The organism is Pseudomonas sp. S3_E10, from assembly GCF_054667615.1.
Map to the genome: position 1 here is coordinate 570,068 of NZ_CP162743.1, position 14,825 is coordinate 584,892.

Here is a 14,825-nt window from a genome sequence, read left to right on the forward strand (position 1 = left end):
ATTTCAGGAGAATCATCATGGGCGAAGTCGTCCTGGCCGCGAAAATCTGCCACGTCCCCTCGATGTATTTGTCGGAGCTGCCCGGCAAACACCATGGCTGCCGTGAGGCGGCGATTGCCGGCCACAAGGAAATCGGCCGGCGTGCCCGCGAACTGGGCGCCGATACCGCCGTGGTGTTCGATGTGCACTGGCTGGTCAACAGCGCCTATCACGTCAACAGCGGCGAGCACTTCAAGGGTATCTACACCAGCAACGAACTGCCGCACTTCATCAAGAACATGGAGTACGAGTACCCGGGCTGCCCGGAGCTGGGCGAGCTGATCGCGCTGGAGGCCAACGCCGCCGACGTGCGTACCCTGGCCCACAACATTCCGAGCCTGGAGCTGGAATACGGCACGCTGGTGCCGATGCGCTACATGCACATGGGCGTGCCGGACGATCAGAAACTCAACGTGGTCTCGATTGCCGCCTGGTGCGCCTGGCACCGCCTGCAAGACAGCTTCACCTTCGGCGCCGCCGTACGCCGGGCCATCGAAAAGAGCGATCGCAAAGTCGTGGTGCTGGCCTCGGGGTCGCTGTCGCACCGCTTCAGCGACGACCGCAACGCCGAAGCCAATATCCACAACTGGACGCGCGAGTTCGACAAGCAGGTCGACCTGCATGTGGTGGAGCTGTGGCGCCAGGGTCGCTGGAAAGAATTCTGCGCCATGCTCCCCGACTACGCCGAGCACTGTTTTGGCGAAGGCAAGATGCACGACACCGCGATGCTTCTGGGGTTGCTTGGCGGGCCGGATTACACCCAGCCCGCCGAGATCATCACCGAACCCTTCGGCAGCTCGGGCACCGGGCAGATCAACGCCATTTTCCCTGTTTGACCGCATGGCCGCCCGGCATCCCCGCGCGGCCAGAAGGAGCCACCATGCCCCACTTCATCGCTGAGTACACCGACAACCTCGAACAGCAGGCGGACCTGCCCGGCCTGTTCGAAAAAGTCCACGCCACCCTGGGTGACAGCGGCGTGTTCCCGCTGGGCGGCATCCGCAGCCGTGGCGTGCGCCTGGACACCTGGCGCATGGCTGACGGCAAGCACGACTACGCTTTCGTGCACATGACCCTGAAAGTCGGCCATGGCCGCGACCTGGCAACCCGGCAGAAGGTCGCCGAAAAACTCTTCGAGGTGATCACCGCGCACTTCGCCGCGCTGCAAGCCCAACGCCTGCTGGCCTTGTCGTTTGAAATGGTCGAACTGCACGAACAGCTCAATTTCAAGCAGAACAATGTGCACGCTTTCCTCAAGGCACAGGTGGGCTAACCCGCCCTGCCCGTTCGTTCCATCGGCCTCTCAGACAAAAAGTATAAAACCATGAGCACAGCCAATACCGCCGACACACCGGCCACCATCGCCCGCGACCGCACACACGGCCTCATCACCTGGCGGCTGATGCCGCTGTTGTTGATCTGTTATCTGTTCGCACACCTCGACCGCATCAACATCGGCTTCGCCAAGATGCAGATGAGTACCGACCTGAACTTCAGCGACACCGTCTATGGCTTCGGTGCCGGTCTGTTCTTCATCGCCTATGCGCTGTTCGGCGTGCCGAGCAACATGGCCCTGGACCGTGTCGGCCCGCGCCGCTGGATTGCCACGCTGATGGTGGTGTGGGGCGCGCTGTCGACCTGCATGTTCCTGGTCGACAGCGCGATGGGCTTTTATGTGCTGCGCTTTTTACTCGGGGTGGCCGAGGCGGGTTTCTTTCCGGGCATCCTGGTGTTCCTGAACCGTTGGTACCCGGCAGGCCGGCGTGCGCAAATCACCGCCTTGTTCGCGATTGCGGTGCCGATGGCCGGGGTGATCGGCGGGCCGCTCTCGGGCGGCATCCTCGAACATTTTCATGACCTGGGCGGCCTGCGCGGCTGGCAGTGGATGTTCGTGATCGAGGGCGCGCCGGTCATCCTGCTCGGGCTGGTGGTGCTCAAATGCCTGCCGGACAGTTTCGAGACCGTTACCTGGCTGACGCCTGCGCAAAAACAACAACTGCGCGAGCAACTGCACGGCGAAGAACAACGCAAATCCATCACCTCGTTCTCCGCCATCCTGCACAACCGCCAGGTGTGGTTGCTGGTGGCGGTGTATTTCGCGGTGATGCTGGCGGTCAACACCTTGGCGTTCTGGATGCCGACGCTGATTCACGGCGCCGGGGTCGGCAGCGACGGCAAGGTCGGGTTGCTCAGTGCGGTGCCGTACCTGGCCGGTTGTTTTTTCATGATCGGCTGCGGGCGCTCGTCCGACCGGCACCGTGAACGCCGCTGGCACCTGTGCGTGCCGTTGCTGATGGCGGCGGGCGGCATCGCCATCGCCGGGCTCGCCCCGGCCAACCCGGCCCTGGTGCTGGGCGGCCTGATCATCGCCGGCATGGGCGCCAGCGCGGCGTTGCCGATGTTCTGGCAGCTACCGCCAGCGTTCCTGTCCAACCACACCCAGGCCGCCGGCATTGCCTTGATCAGCTCCTTGGGCAGCATCGCTTCGTTCTTCGCGCCCTACCTGATCGGCTGGATGCGCGACACCACCCACAGCGCCAGCCTGGCCCTGTACGTCCTGGCATTGCTGATTGCACTCGGTGGCGTGCTGGTGCTGCGCACCCAGGCGGCCATCGTCAACCCTCACTAAGAGACCCTTGTCATGCTCGATCAACCGCTTATCCAGCAAGCCGCCGCCCGCCTCGACCAGGCGGAACGCTCCCGCGAGCAGGTGCGCCAGTTTTCCCTGGAGCACCCGGCAATCACCCTTGACGACGCCTACGCCATTCAGCGTGCGTGGGTCGCGCAAAAAATCCGCGACGGGCGCAAACTGGTCGGCCACAAGATCGGCCTGACCTCACGCGCCATGCAGGTGTCTTCCAACATCAGCGAGCCGGATTACGGTGCGCTGCTCGACGACATGTTCTTCGACGAAGGCAGCGATATTCCCTTCGAGCGCTTTATCGTGCCGCGCGTCGAGGTCGAATTGGCGTTCATCCTGGGCAAGCCGCTCAAAGGCCCGAATGTGACCGTATTCGACGTGCTGGACGCCACCGAATGGGTGATCCCGGCGCTGGAGATCATCGACGCGCGCATCCAGCAGGTCGACCCGCACACCCAGGCGACCCGCAAGGTGTTCGACACCATTTCCGATAACGCGGCCAACGCCGGCGTGGTGATGGGCGGACGCGCCGTGCGCCCCACCGAGATCGACCTGCGCAAGGTGCCCGCCGTGTTGTACCGCAACGGCGTGATCGAAGAGTCCGGCGTATCGGCCGCCGTACTCAACCACCCGGCCAAGGGCGTAGCCTGGCTCGCCAACAAACTGGCCGCCTACGACGTCACCCTGCAACCTGGGCAAATCATCCTGGGCGGCTCCTTCACCCGCCCGGTGGCGGCCAACCCCGGCGATACCTTCCATGTCGACTACGACATGCTCGGCTCGATTGCCTGCCGTTTTGTGTAAGTGGAGGATTGCTCGATGGATATGCCTGTGAACACCTTCAAACAACGCCTGCGCAGCGGCGAAACGCAGATCGGCCTGTGGCTGGGACTGGCCGATGCCTACTGCGCGGAACTGGCCGCCAACGCCGGCTTCGATTGGCTGCTGATCGACGGCGAACACGCGCCCAACGACCTGCGCGGCATGCTCGGCCAGCTCCAGGCCGTAGCGCCTTACCCCAGCCACCCGGTGATCCGGCCGGTGATCGGCGATACCGCCTTGATCAAGCAAGTACTGGACATCGGTGCGCAGACCTTGCTGGTGCCGATGGTCGAAAGTGCAGCGCAGGCGCAAGCACTGGTGAACGCCATCCATTACCCGCCCAACGGGGTGCGCGGCGTCGGCAGTGCGCTGGCACGGGCATCGCGCTGGAACAGCATCGCCGGTTACCTCGACCAGGCCGATGCGCAAATGTGCCTGCTGGTGCAGATCGAAAGCCGCGAAGGCCTGGCCAACCTGGACGCCATCGCGGCCGTGGAAGGCGTCGACGGCGTGTTCATCGGGCCGGCCGACCTGAGCGCCTCAATGGGCCATCGCGGCAACCCCGGGCACCCCGAGGTGCAGGCGGCGATTGAAGACGCCATCGCCCGCATCCGCCAGGCCGGCAAGGCAGCCGGCATTCTCAGTGCCGACCCGGCATTGGCCAGGCGCTACATCGAACTGGGCGCGGCGTTCGTCGCGGTGGGCGTGGACACCACGGTGCTGATGCGTGGGCTGCAAAGCCTGGCGGCAGCGTTCAAGGGTTCAGCGGCGCCCGCCAACGCGGCGGGAGCTATTTACTAGAGCGTGCGATAGCGAGGGGTTGAGGTGTTCGGCCTAAAGCCCCGGCAAGATCTCAAGATAAATGGAGATCCCCTGTGGGAGGGGGCTTGCTCCCGATAGCGGTGTATCAGACTGTCCTAACAGTTGCAGTCTCGGCTCAGCGCTTCAGGGTTTTGAGCTCATTGAGCAAACCCAGAAGCGTCTGCAACTTCTCCTCGCCAAACCCCGCTTGCAAGCGCTGATAATTGGCCTCCATGCACTGGCTCATCGAAGCAAAACAAGCGTGCCCCTTCTCGGCCAGCCGCACCAGCACGCGCCGTTGATCCTGGTGCGCCTTGCGCCGCTCGACCATGCCCGCCGCCTCCATGCGTACCAGCACCCCCGTCATGCTTGGCTTGAGGATGCAGGCCAACTCGGCCAGGCGATTGATCTCCAGCTCTGGATGCTGGCTCAAGATCCGGATGACCCGCCATTGCTGCTCGGTCAACCCGTGCTGGTTCAATGAAGGACGAAAAAACCCCATGGCGGCTTCCCGCGCATGGAGCAAACTGAGGGTCAGGGATTGGCGCAATTGAGGCATATAAAGGTCGACGTCGTATTTAGTTAACAGATTAACAAGATTCTAGCATCGGCACCGGCCCCCCGTGTGCAGCTTTACCCTTACGCAGGCTTCAGTGGCAGCCACGGTCAAGCGCGGCGGCACACAGAATCAAGACACCTAACGCGCGGAAGGCACCTAATAGCAGCCAACAAGCATAGAGCTCAAACCCGGCTCTGCAGTGAGTTCCCCTTCACTTTTCCAGGCTGCGCAATGATTAATATCGAAACGCCCACCTACTATTCGGCCACCAAAAAATACAACCTCAGCTTCCCGACCCTCGAACAGGACGTAGACGCCGACGTGGTGGTGATTGGTGGTGGTTTCTCCGGCATCAACACCGCGCTGGAACTCGCCGAAAAAGGCATCACCAACATCGTGGTGCTTGAGGCGCGCTACCTGGGCTTCGGTGGCACGGGCCGCAATGGCGGGCAAATCATGGCGGGGATCGGCCATGACCTGGAAAAGATCAAGCAGCAAGTCGGTGACGAAGGCCTGCGCCAGATCTTTGAAATCAGCGAGCTGGGCGCCGGCATCATCAAGGACCGCATCGCCAAATATTCCATCGACGCCGACTTCTGCCACGGCTACGGCTACATGGGCTTCAATGCCCGCCAGGAAAAAACCCTGCGCGCCTGGGAGAAGGACTTCAAATCCATCAACACCAAGGACGAAATCCGCTTCATGGCGGGGTCCGAGGTCAAGCAGATCATTGGTTCCGACGCCTACAGCAGCGCGTTGCTGCACATGGGCGGCGGGCATGTGCACTCGCTCAACCTGTTGCTGGGCGAAGCCAAGGCGTTGGCCGGGCATGGCGTGCGCATCTTCGAGCACAGCCCGGCCCTGGAAATCAGCTATGGCGAGCGCATCACCGTGCGCACCGGCCGTGGTTCGGTCAGGGCCGCCAAGTTGCTGTGGGCCTGCGACAGTTTCCTCAACAAGCTTGAACCCGAGTTGCACCAGACCACCGTCAACACCTACGCCTTCCAACTGATGACCGAACCGCTGTCGGACGAGATGATCAACCGTATCAGCCCTATACGCGGGGCCTACAGCGACATTCGCCCGGTGATCGACTACTACCGCGTCACCCGCGAAAACCGCCTGCTGTTCGGCGCCGCCACGCCTTTTGTCGAGCACATCCCGCTGGACCTCAAGGCCTGGAACCGCAACCTGATGTTGAAGATTTTCCCGTACCTCAAGGACGTGAGGATCGACCTGGCCTGGGGCGGGCCGATGGCGACCGGGGCCAACCTGTTCCCGCAGATCGGCACGCTCAGCGGTCGCCCCAACGCGTTTTACGTGCAGGGCTACGCCGGCTTCGGGGTCACGCCCAGCCACATTATCTGCAAGGTATTGGCCGAGGGCATGAGCGAAGGCTCTTCGCGCTATGACCTGATCAGCTCGGTCAAACACGCACAGATCCTCGGCAAAGACCATATCCGCCCGCTGCTGCTCACCGCCGGCAAAAGCCTTCACCAACTGTCGGGCTACTTCAACGGTCGCCGTTGAGCCCCCGCTGTTTCATTCACAGGAGAACCGCCATGCCCGTTACCCCCCTGAAGAAAGACATTCAATTATCGGAGCTCGACCCCTGGGGCACGGTTGCCGACCTCGGCTCCGAGATCCTCGAAGGCGAGGTCAAGGCCTTCGGCAAGATGACCTTCGGCGCCCCGACCGACCCGGTCAGCAGTGCCTATTTCGGCACCACCCAAGGCAAGTTCCGCATGGTCTACCCGTTCGCCGAACAGGCCACCGTGGTCACCGGCGAAGTGGTACTGACCGACGAAAGCACCGGCCAGAGCACCCGCTACAAGGCCGGCGACAGCTGGTTCGTGACCAAAGGCACACCGGTGCTGTGGGACGTGGTCAGCGAGAGCTTCGTGAAGCACTATTTTGCGGTAGGCTGATCGCTCCCGCTGCCGGCGTGTGCCGGCAGCGTTTTTTCCGGCGCAGGTAACCGACCATGCACGCCATCCCCGCCCAGGAAGTCGCCGGCCACTGCCTGCAGGCTTTCACCCAACTCGTACCCGCCAGCCAGGCGGCGTTCTATTGCGTCGACCGCCACCTGCAAGCCCGTGATTTCAGGCTGCTGGGCATGAGCGGTGAGATGCACCGCGATTACCTGGACAACTACCGCCAATTCGATCCGTTGCAGCCGCGCAACTGCCTGTCCACCGGGCTCACCGTGGTGCCGCTGGGGCTGGCCATGGCCCGGCAGCCGCTGCGTGACAGCCGCCGCTACCGCGACTTTCTGGCGCGCTACGGGGTGGTCGATGTGGTGGAGATCGTCGCCCATCGCGCCGACCAGCCCCAGGCCGCCATCTCGCTGCTGCGCACGGCTGAACAAGGGGTGTTCACCCTCGACCAGTTGGCCCAGTTGAATGCCTTGCAGGTGATGCTGCAAATGGCCGTGGCTAACATGCAGCCCACAGACGACGGGTTGGCCGGGCTTACCCCCAAGGAGCGCCAGATCGCCTGGTTGCTTCGCCAAGGCGCGAGCAACAAACAATTGGCCCAGGCGCTGGACGTCGGCCTGCCCACCGTCAAGACCCACCTGATTCACCTGTTTCGCAAAACAGGCGTCAGCAGCCGCACCGAGCTGGTGGCGGCGCTGTTTCTTTAAGCGGGGTCAACCATTCGGTTGATAGGCGCGCGCCCTTCCCCACCGCATGCTCCGGGTTGTCAACTCAACCCCGTGGAGCCATGCAATGACCACCCCATCCGACTGGATCACCGTAGGCGCCCTTGCCGACGGTTTCGCCCCTGAAGCCTTTATCCTGCCCAACCTGGCCGACCTCAACGGCAAGACGTTCACGCTGTACTTCGCCAACGGCTGGCAGATCGAGCACCGCTTTGAAACCGACACGCTGCACTGGAACGCCGCCGATGGTCACTCCAGCGGTGCGGCCGCCTACCGCGCCACCTCGGTGCGTCCGGGCCTGTACCTGGTCGATTTCATCAAGCACGAAGCCGGGCAAGCCTGGTCGATCAGCCTGGTGCTGGATACCGCCACGTCGTCGTTCACCGCCGTGATCGGCAGCATGCCGAGCCGCGAGCAAACCGAACAAGGTCTGTACAGCCGCGCGCTGGCCGGCAAGGCCCTGACCTCGGTGCACGTGGAATTTCTACAGGGCAGCCTGAATCAACCCTGGCAGGCTGGCCAGTGCCCGCACGCACCGACCCAGGAACTGACCGGCTTGCGCAACCTGTACCGCTACAGCCCCAGCGAGGTCTACGAGCACATTTACCTGAACGATCAGTTCTACTCCTGGCAGTGCATCAAGGGTGTCGAACAGGGCCTGTGCGATACCGATCGCTGCCACTACTACAAGATTGCCGACCAGTTGTACCTGTTCGTCTGGCGCGAAAAGATCATCCCGACCCTCGGCCTGGTGTTGATCGATCTGCAACAGCACCGCAGCGACGGCAAGATTTTCGGCTACGCCGGTGCGTCCTTCGATGAGCTGTCGAACTTTCCGGTCAGTTCCTACTGCCAGGTCCTCAACCATACGGAGTATCCCGATGCCTGACGCCCGAACCGTGGTCATCACCGGTGCCGGCACGGGCATCGGTGCCGCCTGCGCGCGGCTGTATGCTGCCGAAGGCGCCAACCTGGTGCTGATCGGCCGGCGTCGCGAGCCATTGGAGCAGGTCGCCGCACAAACCGGTGGCCTGGTGCTGGTCGGCGACGCGGCCTGCCCGGATACGTGGGACAGGTTCGTCGCACAGATTCGCGCACACCATGGCCGACTCGATGTGCTGCTGGCCTGTGCCGGTGGGCATGGCGTGGGCAGCGCCAGCCAAACCAGCCCGGCCACCTGGGTAGCGGCGCTGCGCAGCAACCTGGACAGCGCGTTCTACAGCGCCCGCGCCTGCCTGCCGCTGCTGATCGAGAGCGCCGGGTGCATCGTGCTGCTGGGCTCCATCGCGTCGTTGGCCGCCGGGCCCGAGGTGTGCGGCTACACCACCGCCAAACACGCACTGCTCGGGCTTAACCGCTCACTGGCGCGGGACTACGGGCCGCGTGGCGTGCGAGTGAACGCCGTGTGCCCTGGCTGGGTCACCACGCCGATGGCCGACGAGGAGATGCAGCCCTTGATGAACTTCCACGGCGATACGCTGCAGCAGGCCTACGCCCGTGTGTGCGCCGACGTACCGTTGCGGCGTCCCGCCAGCGCCGAAGAAATTGCCAGGGTATGCCGCTTCCTGGCCGGCCCCGACGCCTCGATCATCACCGGTGCCAGCGTGGTCGCCGACGGTGGTTCGAGCATCGTCGATGTACCGACCCTGGCCTACGCCCATATGGAGCAGCCCTATGTCTGAAGACCTCGATTTCAGCGGCAAAAGCGTGCTGGTCACCGGCGGCGCGCAAGGCATCGGCCGGGCCGTTGTCGAAGCGTTTGCGCTGCGTGGCGCGCGCGTGATGATCGTTGACCTGCGTCGGGCGCAAGCCCAGGCGTTGGCCGACGAATTGGCTGCGCGGGGGTGCAGGGTCCAAGCCATCGAACTCGATCTGGCCGAGGCGACGGCGGTGTTCGACGGGATCAAAGGCATCGAGCGCGACTGGGGCCGCCTGGACATCCTGGTGCACAACGCTGGCTATTTTCCGTTGACCGCGTTCGAGCAGATCACCCCGGCCGTGCTGGAGCGCACGCTGGCGGTCAACCTCTCGGCGCTGTTCTGGCTGACCCAGGCCGCCTTGCCGATGTTTCAGCGTCAAGGCGGCGGTTGCGTGCTGGTCACCTCATCGGTCACCGGGCCACGGGTCGCCTATCCGGGGCTGAGCCACTACGCCGCGTCAAAGGCCGGGGTCAACGGGTTTATCCGCAGTGCCGCACTGGAACTGGCCGGCAACCGGGTAAGGGTCAACGGCGTGGAACCGGGGATGATCGCCACGCCGGCCATGGGCAACCTGGGCGATGCTCAGGTCAACGCCGACATCGCCAGCCGCGTGCCACTCGGCCGCCTCGGCGCGCCGCAGGACATTGCCGGGGCCATGCTGTTTCTGGCCTCGGACCTGGCGAGCTACATCACCGGGCAGACCATCATTGTGGATGGCGGGTCGACGTTGCCCGAAGTGAAGTAAGGCCTGTCAGGCATAACCCACAGTTGGATCGCGGGGCATCAGTTGGGTAGTTGCCTGCTCCCGAGCCGTGATGTTGCCTGAGGTGAAACAAGGCCACCTAAACCGCGCCCACCGCCTGTTGCAGATGGGTCGAACGAAAATCCTTGGGCGACAGCTCGAATTGCTTCTTGAACGAGCGACTGAAGTGCGCCGAGTCGGTGAAGCCCCACTTGTAGGCAATCGAGGTGATCGACTCGCTCTTGAGGAACGGGTTGGTCAAGTCATCCGCGCTGCGCTTGAGCCGCGCACGCTGGATGTAGCGGCAGACACTGTCGTCCTGTTCTTCGAACAAACGGTACAAATGCCGCACCGAGATATTCAAGCGACTGGCCAGGCCCACGGGGCTCAGGCCGGGCTGGGTCAGCGACTCGTCGATGACTTTCTGCACATAGCTGCGCAGGTTGTTGCCCTGCAGGCAGGCCATGCCCTCACCGGGCGCGTCATGCGCTTCGAAGGCGGAACCGAGCAAGGATACAAACGCCGCTTGCAGGGCCTGCGCCTCCTCGTTCGGGTCCTGGTCGCCCAACCCTTCCCGGCACAGTTGGTCCATCAGCACATGGAGCATGCGGCCACAGGCCTTGCTCGACGAGATCTTGCCGAAGGTTTTCGCGGCGCCACCCAGTTGCTTGCACACTTCATTGCGCGAGAGTGACAGCGAGGCGTGTTCGATCAGGCCAAACGGGCTGATCTCGATCGAGCCCGTGGAGTCCATCAGCAGCATGTCGCCGGGGGCCAGTTGCACCACCTGGCCGTTCTGGGTGATCTGGCAATAGCCACTGCGTTGGCTGACGAGAAAACAATGCTGGTCCCTATCGTGATCGGCGTTGGGTCGTTCGCGCTTGATCAGCCCGGCATTGGTGCGCAGGTTGGCCAGTGACAGGCCACCGCGCTCGCGCTTGGACACCTCACCGATAAACAGTGAGCGGTTAAACGCCAGTTCCGTGTCGAAATGGCCGCAGGCCGCGCGCAAATCCCGAGTCCAGGTTTCCAATCCATGGTGCGCAGATTGATAGGTGCTCATGGCAACTCCACAGTGGCTTATTGTTTTTGTCGGCCAATAGTTAACATGTTATCTATATAGGCGCAACAAGCACAGCATCCCAACTGTAAAAGCACTAATGATGCCAACTCATCACAACCCGCTCAGCACTCGCTGCAAGCCCGCCAGCACCGTGAACAGACTGGCGCGCTGGGCTGGGCTCAGGGCGATGTAACGACGAAACGCCGGCATGCGGTTGACCACTTCGCTGCCGCCCATGTGCTCCAGCCGGACGCGCCATTGCTGTGCCTGCAACTCGATGCGCAGGTGCTTGAAATCCAGCGCCATCAGGGCTTCGTGCAACGACGCATCACCCGCCAACGCAGCCTCCAGCCGGGCCAGCAAAGTCGCTTCGCCCGCCCGTTGCCGACACGCCAGCCCCGTGCGCCGAATCGACCCGCGGTGGTGCAGGTCCCAGCGTGCGCTGCCCTGCTGTGAAGCGGGCAACTGAATCCTGAACTCGGTCATCACCAGGTGCATCAGCAGTTGCGCTTCGGTGCGCTCGACAATCGTCACCTCAAGGCCACTGGCGTCCAGGCTGAACACCGCACTGGCCGGCCCGGTGGAGGTAAAACTTGCCAGGCCAAGGTTGCGCCGCAGGTATTCAAGCGTGACCCCGGGCCGATAGCCGGCCGGGGCGCGTTGCGCACTGAACAGCTCAGACAGCTTTTGCAGCATGCTCGAAAGGCTCGTTGTAAAGGTTGCCAGGCTCATGGGAAAACTCCTTGGCCAGCACGTCTTCGACCGACGCCGGCTTGAATGGATTGACCTTTTGCACCACCAATGTCCAGAACAGCGCGTAGGCAGCGGTAATCGCCAGCATCACGCCGAACGGCACGTAGATGTCGGCGGGGTTCATGCCCGGCGGGGTGATGAACCACATCCCGAGCAAGATGCCGATGCTGGACAGGATTTGTGGCAACGGGAAGAACGGCGAGCGATAGGCCCGTGGCAGATCAGGACGGCGAATGCGCAGGATCACCACCGACAGCGTCACCAGCAGGTACGAGAAACTCCAGGCACACACCGCCGCCAGCACCAGATGCATGATGTTGTCAGCGTTGCCGCCCAACCACAGGGCGTGCAGGCACGGAATCAGCATCGCCACCAGGATGCACAGCAACGGCGTCTTGAAGCGTGGGTGCAGGTAGGTGAACACCTTGGGCAGCGCGCCGTCCACGGCCATGCCATAGAGGATGCGCGGCACGCCCGCCATCAGCGTGTTGATGGTGGCGGCACCGGCAAACAAAAAACCGATGCCCAGCCACAGCGGGCCGACCTGCCCCATGACCTGCTCGGCAAAGCGCGGAATCGCCATCGGCGTGTCCAGCAGGTGCACGCCGGTGGCGGCATCCAGCAACACGTTTTCGACCTGGCGCTTCATCGCCGCGCCGTAGATAAACATACAGGTGGCCACGCTGAGCAAGCCCAACAGCATGGCCTTGGGCATCACCCTGGCCGAATTGCGCAAGTCCGGAGCCAACGGCGTGACGAACTCGCAACCGACAAACATGAACATCGCCATGCCTACCAATGACAGGACGGTGACCACGTCGGTGCCCACCAGTGACACACCGAACCAGCCCTCCAGTTGCACCGCCGGCGCCGCGATCAGGCCCAGCACGCCGAACACCATCAACGTGGTCCACATGCCGAAGGTCAGGATGATCTCGGCCCTGCCGAAGGCGCTGACGCCAAAGGCATTCAAGATGCCGAACACCACCACGAAGCCGACCCCGAGCAACCACGAGCCCCCGGCGGATTCCGCCAGGGTGTTGAGGTGCTCGAAGTTCACCAGCGCCATGACCCCGGACAGAATGGTTTCAGCGGTACCGGCAAACACATGCACGATCAGGTACGCCGACAAGGTGCCGGTGATCGCAAAAAAACGGCCCATGCCGCAATTGATGTAGTCGTAGACCGAGCCGGTGGTCGGCAGGATCGCGGCGGCTTCGGCGAAGGTGGTCGCCTGCGCCAGCATCATCACCACCGCAATCAGCATGGCCACCGCAAAGGCGCTGCCGCCGATCCCGAAACCCATGGTCGCGGTGAGAATCACCGGGCTGGCCATGATCAGGCCAATGGTGCTGGCCAGCGCGGTCGGAAAGCCGACGCTGCCTCGTTTCAAATGCTGCGTGAGCCGGTCATTGATCGACATGGTGCGGATCCTCGAAAGCGGATTTCTGATTGGATGCATCGAGCCGTACAAGGAGCCGGCGTTGAAGCCCTCCCCAGCCAGTCCCTGATCGAAACGGCCTCGAGCGAAAATCACTGTGCGCCTCCAACGCGCCGAGCGTCTTGCCCATGTGTGCCGTCACTTTTGTTGCTGTCTGCCACGGCACACCGCTTGGCGGGCAGGATCAATTACCTGGCACGCAGATGAAAGACTTCCCCCGCTCCCAGCCACTTAATGCGCCCTCCACCTAACCATGCTGGGGATTATAAAAATGGAGCACACACTCAAAACCCGCACGTTGTCCAAGGCTGTCGGCCTGGGCATCGCGCTCTTGATCACCCATTCGTCGGCCCAGGCCTACGCGCTGTACGCCGACGAAGACACCCACCTCAACGCCGACTTCCTGGCGGTCTACGGGATGTTCAACAGCCGCCACAACTACAATGGCATGCCGGGCGGCTCGACCTGGCGCGAAGGGTTCATCAAGTACGGGGTCAGCGGCGATCAGGGCCTGGCCGGGTACGGTACCGGTTATGGCGCCCTCAATTGGGTCAGCTCCGGCACCTGGGGCGACGGCGATGCGGGGGGCAATACCGTGGGTTCGGAACGCACCACAAAAATCGAAGACGCGTACCTCGGGTGGCGCTCGGCCGAGCTGTTCCCGGCACTGGGCAAGGACGGGGTGGATTTTTCCATCGGCCGCCAGGTGGTCAAGGTTGGCCGTGGTTTTTTGATCAACGACGACGGCCCCAACCTGGGCAAGGGCCCGGCTGACGGTACGTTGAACCGCGGGGGCGGTTTCTACCTCGGCGCCCGCCACGCCTTCGACCGCACGGCGGTCCTGCGCCTGGGCGGGCAGGATGGCCTGCATGGTTCGGTGCTGTGGCTCAAATCCGACAACCGCGCCCAGGCCGAAACCGAGCTGGCGGCGGGCACCCTCGACTACACGGCGGCGGCCGGTACGCTGGGGTTGACCTGGGTTCACGGCATGGGCGTCACCGACCCATGGGCCAGCGACTTCCAGAAACAGCGCGACGGCATGAACACCTACAGCCTGCGCGGCGAAGGCAGCGCGGGCATCGACAACGCCAGTTTCGCCTTCGAATACGCTTGGCAGGACAAGGACGCCGGGCCGGAAAAAGCCTGGTACGGCGAAGCCGGCTACACCTTCGCCGACGTCAGTTGGGCACCGAAACTGACCTATCGCTACACCCGTTATTCGCAAAAATGGGACCCGCTGTTCACCGGACTCAGCACCGGCTACGGCACCTGGATCAAGGTGAAGTGGCCGGCAATTACGCCGGCCCGTTCAACAGCAACACCGGGGTCCACCATGTCGGCCTCAAAGCCACGCCATTGGAAAACCTGACGATTGCGGCGCTGTACTTCGATTTCAATACCCTGCGCAAGCACGATGCGCTGAACCTGGACGCTCGCGAGCTGGACCTCTACGCCGAATGGGCCGTCAACAGCCACCTGATCATCAGCCCGCTGGTGGGCCTCTACCAACCGAAAAAGGGCGCAGACACCGGCGGCAACCAAGTCGGTGGCAACGGCACCAACCTCTACAGCCAACTGACCGTGGCCGTACCCTTCTGAGCC

At 63.1% G+C, this 14,825-nt stretch carries 15 protein-coding genes and 1 pseudogene; 12 read left to right on the forward strand and 4 right to left on the reverse strand.

Features of this window, described 5'->3' with window-relative positions:
* Window positions 1-17 precede the first annotated feature (17 nt).
* Genes hpaD through hpaI form a run of 5 tightly spaced genes read left to right on the forward strand, consistent with a single transcriptional unit; the run spans window position 18 to window position 4,303 of the window.
* Complete coding sequence (hpaD, locus tag AB4N98_RS02275; RefSeq protein ID WP_017528300.1) at window positions 18-875, forward strand: 3,4-dihydroxyphenylacetate 2,3-dioxygenase; 858 nt, start codon at window positions 18-20, stop codon at window positions 873-875.
* Window positions 876-919: 44 nt separating this feature from the next.
* The gene (locus AB4N98_RS02280; RefSeq protein ID WP_017528299.1) at window positions 920-1,312 is read left to right on the forward strand and encodes a tautomerase family protein; all 393 of its coding nucleotides are present in this window, start codon (window positions 920-922) and stop codon (window positions 1,310-1,312) included.
* A gap of 51 nt (window positions 1,313-1,363) precedes the next feature.
* Window positions 1,364-2,668: an MFS transporter gene (locus AB4N98_RS02285; RefSeq protein ID WP_065877804.1), complete on the forward strand. Its 1,305-nt coding sequence runs from the start codon at window positions 1,364-1,366 to the stop codon at window positions 2,666-2,668.
* Between the two features lie 12 nt (window positions 2,669-2,680).
* On the forward strand, window positions 2,681-3,484 hold the full coding sequence (gene hpaH / locus AB4N98_RS02290) for a 2-oxo-hept-4-ene-1,7-dioate hydratase (protein WP_065877802.1): 804 nt from the start codon (window positions 2,681-2,683) through the stop codon (window positions 3,482-3,484).
* Window positions 3,485-3,499: 15 nt separating this feature from the next.
* A complete protein-coding gene (gene hpaI / locus AB4N98_RS02295; RefSeq protein ID WP_017528296.1) occupies window positions 3,500-4,303 on the forward strand; it encodes a 4-hydroxy-2-oxoheptanedioate aldolase in 804 nt (267 codons plus the stop codon).
* Between the two features lie 136 nt (window positions 4,304-4,439).
* Here hpaI and hpaR read toward each other — a convergent pair whose 3' ends face one another.
* Complete coding sequence (gene hpaR, locus AB4N98_RS02300) at window positions 4,440-4,862, reverse strand: homoprotocatechuate degradation operon regulator HpaR (RefSeq protein ID WP_017528295.1); 423 nt, start codon at window positions 4,860-4,862, stop codon at window positions 4,440-4,442.
* A gap of 231 nt (window positions 4,863-5,093) precedes the next feature.
* Between hpaR and AB4N98_RS02305 the strand changes: the two genes are divergently transcribed.
* The 6 genes from AB4N98_RS02305 (at window position 5,094) to AB4N98_RS02330 (ending at window position 9,969) form a co-directional block, all read left to right on the forward strand.
* A complete protein-coding gene (locus AB4N98_RS02305; protein WP_065877800.1) occupies window positions 5,094-6,392 on the forward strand; it encodes an NAD(P)/FAD-dependent oxidoreductase in 1,299 nt (432 codons plus the stop codon).
* 32 nt (window positions 6,393-6,424) lie between these two features.
* Entirely contained in the window at window positions 6,425-6,790 is a 366-nt protein-coding gene (locus AB4N98_RS02310; protein WP_017528293.1) for a cupin domain-containing protein, read from the forward strand.
* Window positions 6,791-6,846: 56 nt separating this feature from the next.
* On the forward strand, window positions 6,847-7,506 hold the full coding sequence (locus AB4N98_RS02315; RefSeq protein ID WP_137220201.1) for a response regulator transcription factor: 660 nt from the start codon (window positions 6,847-6,849) through the stop codon (window positions 7,504-7,506).
* 85 nt (window positions 7,507-7,591) lie between these two features.
* On the forward strand, window positions 7,592-8,413 hold the full coding sequence (locus AB4N98_RS02320) for a molybdenum cofactor biosynthesis F family protein (protein ID WP_026067288.1): 822 nt from the start codon (window positions 7,592-7,594) through the stop codon (window positions 8,411-8,413).
* Window positions 8,406-9,206 (forward strand): SDR family NAD(P)-dependent oxidoreductase, encoded by an 801-nt coding sequence (locus AB4N98_RS02325; RefSeq protein ID WP_065877796.1) that lies wholly within the window; start codon window positions 8,406-8,408, stop codon window positions 9,204-9,206. The genes AB4N98_RS02320 and AB4N98_RS02325 overlap by 8 nt, the downstream gene beginning before the upstream one ends.
* Complete coding sequence (locus AB4N98_RS02330) at window positions 9,199-9,969, forward strand: SDR family oxidoreductase (RefSeq protein ID WP_017528289.1); 771 nt, start codon at window positions 9,199-9,201, stop codon at window positions 9,967-9,969. Before AB4N98_RS02325 ends, AB4N98_RS02330 begins: the two co-directional genes overlap by 8 nt.
* Before the next feature lie 97 nt (window positions 9,970-10,066).
* Here AB4N98_RS02330 and feaR read toward each other — a convergent pair whose 3' ends face one another.
* From feaR to AB4N98_RS02345, 3 genes are all read right to left on the reverse strand, one after another.
* Window positions 10,067-11,029: a transcriptional regulator FeaR gene (gene feaR, locus AB4N98_RS02335; RefSeq protein WP_017528288.1), complete on the reverse strand. Its 963-nt coding sequence runs from the start codon at window positions 11,027-11,029 to the stop codon at window positions 10,067-10,069.
* Window positions 11,030-11,140: 111 nt separating this feature from the next.
* Window positions 11,141-11,725, reverse strand: a complete 585-nt coding sequence (locus tag AB4N98_RS02340) for a DUF3156 family protein (protein ID WP_017528287.1) — start codon at window positions 11,723-11,725, stop codon at window positions 11,141-11,143.
* Window positions 11,706-13,205, reverse strand: a complete 1,500-nt coding sequence (locus AB4N98_RS02345) for an APC family permease (RefSeq protein ID WP_065877794.1) — start codon at window positions 13,203-13,205, stop codon at window positions 11,706-11,708. Before AB4N98_RS02345 ends, AB4N98_RS02340 begins: the two co-directional genes overlap by 20 nt.
* A gap of 289 nt (window positions 13,206-13,494) precedes the next feature.
* Here AB4N98_RS02345 and AB4N98_RS02350 point away from each other — a divergent pair.
* Window positions 13,495-14,822: pseudogene (locus AB4N98_RS02350) on the forward strand (alginate export family protein).
* Window positions 14,823-14,825 lie beyond the last annotated feature (3 nt).

Excerpts from the sequence above, each read along its gene's own strand:
- hpaD (WP_017528300.1), top strand. The coding sequence starts at position 18 with ATGGGCGAAGTCGTCCTGGCCGCGAAAATCTGCCACGTCCCCTCGATG.
- AB4N98_RS02280 (WP_017528299.1), top strand. The coding sequence starts at position 920 with ATGCCCCACTTCATCGCTGAGTACACCGACAACCTCGAACAGCAGGCG.
- AB4N98_RS02285 (WP_065877804.1), top strand. The coding sequence starts at position 1,364 with ATGAGCACAGCCAATACCGCCGACACACCGGCCACCATCGCCCGCGAC.
- hpaH (WP_065877802.1), top strand. The coding sequence starts at position 2,681 with ATGCTCGATCAACCGCTTATCCAGCAAGCCGCCGCCCGCCTCGACCAG.
- hpaI (WP_017528296.1), top strand. The coding sequence starts at position 3,500 with ATGGATATGCCTGTGAACACCTTCAAACAACGCCTGCGCAGCGGCGAA.
- hpaR (WP_017528295.1), bottom strand. The coding sequence starts at position 4,862 with ATGCCTCAATTGCGCCAATCCCTGACCCTCAGTTTGCTCCATGCGCGG.
- AB4N98_RS02305 (WP_065877800.1), top strand. The coding sequence starts at position 5,094 with ATGATTAATATCGAAACGCCCACCTACTATTCGGCCACCAAAAAATAC.
- AB4N98_RS02310 (WP_017528293.1), top strand. The coding sequence starts at position 6,425 with ATGCCCGTTACCCCCCTGAAGAAAGACATTCAATTATCGGAGCTCGAC.
- AB4N98_RS02315 (WP_137220201.1), top strand. The coding sequence starts at position 6,847 with ATGCACGCCATCCCCGCCCAGGAAGTCGCCGGCCACTGCCTGCAGGCT.
- AB4N98_RS02320 (WP_026067288.1), top strand. The coding sequence starts at position 7,592 with ATGACCACCCCATCCGACTGGATCACCGTAGGCGCCCTTGCCGACGGT.
- AB4N98_RS02325 (WP_065877796.1), top strand. The coding sequence starts at position 8,406 with ATGCCTGACGCCCGAACCGTGGTCATCACCGGTGCCGGCACGGGCATC.
- AB4N98_RS02330 (WP_017528289.1), top strand. The coding sequence starts at position 9,199 with ATGTCTGAAGACCTCGATTTCAGCGGCAAAAGCGTGCTGGTCACCGGC.
- feaR (WP_017528288.1), bottom strand. The coding sequence starts at position 11,029 with ATGAGCACCTATCAATCTGCGCACCATGGATTGGAAACCTGGACTCGG.
- AB4N98_RS02340 (WP_017528287.1), bottom strand. The coding sequence starts at position 11,725 with ATGCTGCAAAAGCTGTCTGAGCTGTTCAGTGCGCAACGCGCCCCGGCC.
- AB4N98_RS02345 (WP_065877794.1), bottom strand. The coding sequence starts at position 13,205 with ATGTCGATCAATGACCGGCTCACGCAGCATTTGAAACGAGGCAGCGTC.